Raw genomic sequence first — 5,828 nt, 5'->3', positions numbered from 1 at the left:
TATAATGCCTAGCGACGTCCTACTCTCACAGGGGGAAGCCCCCAACTACCATCGGCGCTAAAGAGCTTAACTTCCGTGTTCGGTATGGGAACGGGTGTGACCTCTTTGCCATCATCACTAGACTATTAACAGTTTTCAATATACGTTGTATTTTGAAACTCTTATGTATTTTGTTTTGAAGTTTATTACCTGTCCTTCAAGACAAGAATTATTGTATAACGTTTTCTCGCATTGTGCAACACTTTTTTATAAAAAAAAGAAATTATTACTTTATGAAGATATTTTCGTTTCGAAAGAGAAATTATTACTCTACTATTTATTATAGCAATTGTTCAATTAAAAGAAAACAATTAATTTATCAATAGATTGATTCGCTATTTTTATTCCCTTTATTTAATAAAAGGATGCTGATTTTCACAATAAGCTAACTCCTTCCTGCGGGCAAACATCAAGCCTTGTTATTTTTTCCTTGGGAATCTTTGCTCTTCGACAGAAGTACTTGAGTAACCTTTCGCTCCAATCAGCTACAAAAATGAATACAAAAAATCTTTTATAAATCATGAACATGCCTGTTAATTTATAATTTCTATATTATTTTATTATAAAATTTCATTTTTAATCCTATCCTTTACTTTTTTATTCTGAAATGCACTAAATTATGGAAAGCGCCATTTGTAATCGATCAATTTCTTCAAATGTTGTTGCAGGACCAAAAGATATTCTAAAAAATTGGCGTGCCGCTTCCATAGAATAGCCCATTGATAAAATCGCCTTTGTACCAGATTCACTATGAATATCACAGGCACTTCCTGTGGAAATACATATTCCCGCTTCATTTAATTTTAGCAAAACATTTTGCCCCTCTACCCTTTTCATCAATACACCACAAATATTAGGCAATTGCTCCTTACACTCAATTATCTGACACGTCTCCGGTAAATTTTTCTGAAAATATTGACGTAATGCTTCATAGTGTTGACGCTCATATTGATAAACTTCAATGGCCGTAGCAAAAGCAACAATGGCTGGTGTATCCAAGGTACCTCCCCTTAACCCACGCTCATGTGTCAAACCCGGTGCTAATGCCGGAACACAGAGCTCAGGATTAATATAGATAGCTCCACACCCTTTTGGCCCACCTATTTTATGAGCTGATACAGTAATAGCATCTACTTTTTGTTTTAACGGAAGTTTACAGAAGGACTGTACACTATCGACATGCAAAAGAACGTTTGATTGTTTTGCAATCTCGGCTATTTCTTCAATAGGTTGAATAGAACCTATCTCTGAATTTACATGTTGGATCGTGATTAAAGCTGTATCTTCTTGTATTGCTGCTCGTAATTGCTCCACATGAATACAACCATCTTGCTGTAAAGGTAACTTCGTGACCACAAAACCCATTTTTTCAAGAGTATTTAACGCAGCATGTACGGATGTGTGTTCAGCTTGTGATGAAATAATATGCTTGCCTTTATTTGTTGCTAAAGCTAACGACAAAATCGAAATTAAATTGCCCTCCGTTCCGCTTCCAGTAAAAATCACACCATCACTGTTTACTCCAAGAGATTTTGCTACAACAGCTCTTGCCTGTTCAACAAAATAATGTGCTTGCCCTCCTAGATCATGTAAGCTTGCACTATTTCCATAATACTGCTTCGCTACTTCACAATATGCTTTAAGCGCTTTTGGAGACATTGGAGAGGTTGCAGCGTAATCCAAATAAATCATCTTATTCTTCCTTTCTAGTTCATCAGGTCTTGTTTTCTCCTTTATTTTATGTAAAGATATGTGTAAAGACAACTGTAAAGAAGGTATTTGAATGGATGTAATGACAGATGTACTTATTATTGGTAGCGGTGTTGCTGCACTTCAAACTGCTCGACTACTCGAAGGACATTTTCAAGTTCAGATAGTTACAAAATGTTCAATTAAAATGAGTAGTTCTTATCGTGCTCAAGGTGGTATTGCTACCGTTACAAGTCAAGAAGATCATCCAAAGTTTCATATCGCTGATACGTTGACTGCTGGTGAATATCATCATGAAAGAAGGAATGTTGAAGTACTAATAGAAAACGGCACAGAAATTATGCGTAATCTATTAAATGGGGACTTCCCTATCGATCGACAAGTTGATGGATCACCTGCTCTAGGCTTAGAAGGTGCACATAGTCATCACCGTATTTTACATGCAGGTGGTGATCGTATTGGCCAAGTAATGATAGATTATTTACTCAATCAACTTACATCTAATATCGTTGTGAATTGCTATGAAATGGCTTACGAGCTTTTATTGAATACAAATGGGGATTGTGTTGGCGTTCTTACAAAGGGAGCAGAGGGAACGAAGCGCTACCTTGCCCACCACGTCATTCTCGCAACAGGTGGTGCCGGCGCGCTTTATTCTTGTACGTCCAATTTTGCAACGAATACTGGAGATGGTATCGCTTTAGCATATCGTGCAGGAGCTGCCATCAGTGATATGGAATTTATGCAATTTCACCCTAGCTTACTTTGGTGTGAAGGTGAGGCCAAAGGATTAGTCTCTGAGGCTGTGCGTGGCGCCGGGGGAAAATTTGTCGATGCACAGCGTCATCCCATAATGAAAGGTATACATGAACAGTTGGATTTAGCACCACGCCATGTTACTGCACATGCATTATTTAATAAACGCGCTGCTGGACAGGAAACATTTATTGATATTTCAAGTATCGAGCACTTTGAAGAAAAATTCCCTACGATTGCTCAGCTTTGCTATGACAATCATGTTAATTTACACGATGGATTAATTCCTGTAGTACCAGGTAGCCATTTCTTAATGGGGGGTGTTGTTGCTGATGACAAAGGAAGAACAACTATTCCTAATCTATTTGCAATTGGAGAAGTTGCTTGTACTGGGGTACATGGTGCCAATCGTTTAGCTAGTAACTCTCTTTTAGAAGGAATTACGTTTGGACAAAGAACTGCCCAATACATTATTCAAAAAGGTTGTAAGCAAAATAATTTCTTAATTGATGACAAACATCACCAACAAACAATGCCATCATTATTTACAAAAGATCAACTACGACAAATGATGATGAACACATTAGGCATTGTGCGAAATCCAATCGATATGGAACAATTCGTACAACAATTGCCCTCAATACAAACACTTCTACAAGTTGATTTAGATGGCTTGAATCGACAGGAACTCGAACTTTACATGATGCATATTGTCGCTACATTAATGGTACACGCAGCCCTTACACGAACAGAAACTCGCGGAGCACATATTCGCATTGATAAAACAAACAATGATCATGAGTGGGCAAACCGCTGGATCATTTTTCAACAAGGACAGATGAAAGTGAGGAATTCATTATATGAATATCATCAAACTTGAGGAATTGCTAAAACATTTTTTTAATGAGGATATAGGCGATGGGGATTTATCGAGTGAATTTATTTTTTCTCCAGAACAGCAGGGATCTTTTTCTTTTTATGCGAAGGAAAGCGGCATTTTTTGTGGAGCCATCATCATTGAGCATGGATTTCTTCTACTGGACCGATCAATGGATATTATACTTTATAAAAAAGATGGTGATGAAGTAAATGCCGGTGATGTTCTCGCTGTTATTCAAGGTCCTCTTCAAAAATTATTAATTGGTGAACGGGTAATATTGAATCTAATCCAGCGCATGTCTGCTATCGCTACAGCTACGAATTTAGCAGTACGTGAAACAGTAGGTACGAATGCGAAAATATGCGATACTCGCAAAACCATGCCTGGCCTGCGTATGTTAGATAAATATGCTGTTAGAATCGGTGGCGCCTACAACCATCGTAATGGATTATATGATGCGATAATGCTAAAAGATAATCATATTGCGTTTGCAGGTAGTATAACCAAGGCCGTACAAACAGCCCGTGAGAAAATCGGTCACACCATTAAAATCGAAGTGGAAATCGAAACAAAAGCACAGCTAGTTGAAGCAATTGTAGCTGGTGCAGACATTATTATGTTTGATAATCGCAGCCCTGAAGAAATACATGAATGGCTTCTTGCCGTTCCCCCACATATCGTTACAGAAGCTTCAGGAAGCATTACGCTTCAAAACTTAAACACCTATGCTAAAACAGGCATTCAATGGATTTCGCTTGGAGCGTTAACACATTCAGTAAAAGCTTTTGATATTAGTGCACTTGTACAAACGAAAGGAGCTAATCCCCTTGTCCATCACTAGTTTATTACAACAAACGTCACTACTACCAAATCATTATCGTGCATTATCTAAAAATGAAATGGAAGGTCGCATTATCGCTATAAAAAAGAAATTAGGAAGGAAACTCTTCATCCCTGGGCATCATTATCAAAAAGATGAAGTAATTCAATTTGCAGATGTAACAGGGGATTCTTTACAGCTTGCTCAATTATCAGCTGCTAATAAAGAAGCTAAACATATAGTATTTTGTGGAGTACATTTTATGGCGGAAACGGCTGATATGCTTACAACAGAACAGCAGCATGTTTACTTACCTGATATGCGAGCAGGCTGTTCAATGGCCGATATGGCAGACATTTATCAAACAGAACAAGCATGGTCTATTTTACAACAGCTTTTCGGGGATACCATTATCCCGCTAACATATGTCAATTCTACTGCTGCCATTAAAGCATTTACGGGAAGGCATGGAGGGGCCTGTGTTACATCGTCCAATGCAAAAGAAATGGTTAAATGGGCATTTACACAAAAACAACGTATTTTCTTTTTACCTGATCAACATTTAGGTAGAAATACTGCGTATGATTTAGGAATACCGCTTGAAAATATGGCAGTTTGGAATCCTCATACAAATATACTTGAGACAGATCAGTCTCCAGAAAACATTCAAGTCATCTTATGGAAGGGACACTGCTCTGTACACGAAGGTTTTACAGTTCAACATACGGAGCTTGTGCGTAAAGTGTATCCAAATATGCGTATCATTGTTCATCCTGAATGTAGTCGCGAGGTTGTTGCCGCTGCAGATGATGCAGGTTCTACAAAATACATTATCGATACGATTAATAAGGCACCGAGTGGTTCAGCATGGGCAATCGGTACTGAAATGAATCTTGTTAATCGGATTATTAAGCAGCACCCTGATAAGCATATTATCTCTTTAAATGAGAATTTCTGTCCTTGTCTTACAATGAATCGAATTGACCTCCCCCATCTACTTTGGTCCTTAGAAAGTATAGAAAAGGGGCAACCACATAATCGTATTCGAGTAGATGCTCACACTGCTGAAGAAGCACGTAGCTCACTTGAAAGAATGCTGTTAAGCACTTAAATGGCAAAACGTCTACTCATTTCTGGTAGACGTTTGTTTATTATAGCTCTAGGTAAACATGTTGTGATGTTCAATATCGATTATGTCTCAGCATAATCGCCTCTGAAGACTTTAATTCATAATTGTTTAGAGGAAATTATTGAAATCTCAAAAACTATTCTTATACAAAAAAAAGCAGTAGATGTAAATTACATCTACTGCTTTTAGTATGACCCGTACGGGATTCGAACCCGTGTTACCGCCGTGAAAGGGCGGTGTCTTAACCACTTGACCAACGGGCCAATGGCGGAGAAGGAGGGATTTGAACCCTCGCGCCGGTTACCCGACCTACACCCTTAGCAGGGGCGCCTCTTCAGCCTCTTGAGTACTTCCCCACAAAAAAAAATGGCTCCGAAGGCAGGACTCGAACCTGCGACAACCTGATTAACAGTCAGGTGCTACTACCAACTGAGCTACTTCGGAATAATGGTGGGCCTAAATGGACTCGAACCATCGACCTCACGCTTATCAGG

4 protein-coding genes, 3 tRNA genes and 1 rRNA gene are annotated in these 5,828 nt (G+C 38.6%); 3 read left to right on the top strand and 5 right to left on the bottom strand.

Translation table 11 applies throughout. The features are described 5' to 3' along the window. Positions 1 to 6 precede the first annotated feature (6 nt). Positions 7 to 122 (bottom strand): 5S ribosomal RNA (gene rrf / locus BFJ97_RS23020). A gap of 529 nt (positions 123 to 651) precedes the next feature. After that, the gene (locus tag BFJ97_RS23015) at positions 652 to 1,731 is read right to left on the bottom strand and encodes a cysteine desulfurase family protein (RefSeq protein WP_068986924.1); all 1,080 of its coding nucleotides are present in this window, start codon (positions 1,729 to 1,731) and stop codon (positions 652 to 654) included. A gap of 91 nt (positions 1,732 to 1,822) precedes the next feature. On the opposite strand from BFJ97_RS23015, the gene nadB reads away from it, so the two are divergent. From nadB to nadA, 3 genes are read left to right on the top strand one after another with little or no spacing between them, the layout of a single operon-like run. Beyond that, positions 1,823 to 3,385, top strand: coding sequence for an L-aspartate oxidase (nadB, locus tag BFJ97_RS23010; RefSeq protein ID WP_068986923.1), 1,563 nt, complete (start codon positions 1,823 to 1,825; stop codon positions 3,383 to 3,385). Then, the gene (gene nadC / locus BFJ97_RS23005) at positions 3,366 to 4,226 is read left to right on the top strand and encodes a carboxylating nicotinate-nucleotide diphosphorylase (RefSeq protein ID WP_068986922.1); all 861 of its coding nucleotides are present in this window, start codon (positions 3,366 to 3,368) and stop codon (positions 4,224 to 4,226) included. Before nadB ends, nadC begins: the two co-directional genes overlap by 20 nt. Beyond that, positions 4,213 to 5,316: a quinolinate synthase NadA gene (nadA, locus tag BFJ97_RS23000; protein ID WP_068986921.1), complete on the top strand. Its 1,104-nt coding sequence runs from the start codon at positions 4,213 to 4,215 to the stop codon at positions 5,314 to 5,316. The genes nadC and nadA overlap by 14 nt, the downstream gene beginning before the upstream one ends. A 209-nt stretch (positions 5,317 to 5,525) precedes the next feature. Here nadA and BFJ97_RS22995 read toward each other — a convergent pair. The 3 genes from BFJ97_RS22995 to BFJ97_RS22985 all read right to left on the bottom strand — a co-directional run bounded on the left by BFJ97_RS22995 (position 5,526) and on the right by BFJ97_RS22985 (position 5,778). After that, a tRNA-Glu gene (locus BFJ97_RS22995) sits at positions 5,526 to 5,597 on the bottom strand. Positions 5,598 to 5,599: 2 nt separating this feature from the next. After that, positions 5,600 to 5,690, bottom strand: a tRNA-Ser gene (locus BFJ97_RS22990). Positions 5,691 to 5,701: 11 nt separating this feature from the next. Further along, a tRNA-Asn gene (locus BFJ97_RS22985) sits at positions 5,702 to 5,778 on the bottom strand. Positions 5,779 to 5,828: the final 50 nt, after the last annotated feature.

Origin of the sequence: Lysinibacillus xylanilyticus (assembly GCF_001708185.1) — a bacterium.
Taxonomy (GTDB): domain Bacteria; phylum Bacillota; class Bacilli; order Bacillales_A; family Planococcaceae; genus Lysinibacillus; species Lysinibacillus xylanilyticus_A.
The sequence above is the reverse complement of the archived record's forward strand: the minus strand, read 5'-3'. Positions and strand labels throughout refer to the sequence as shown.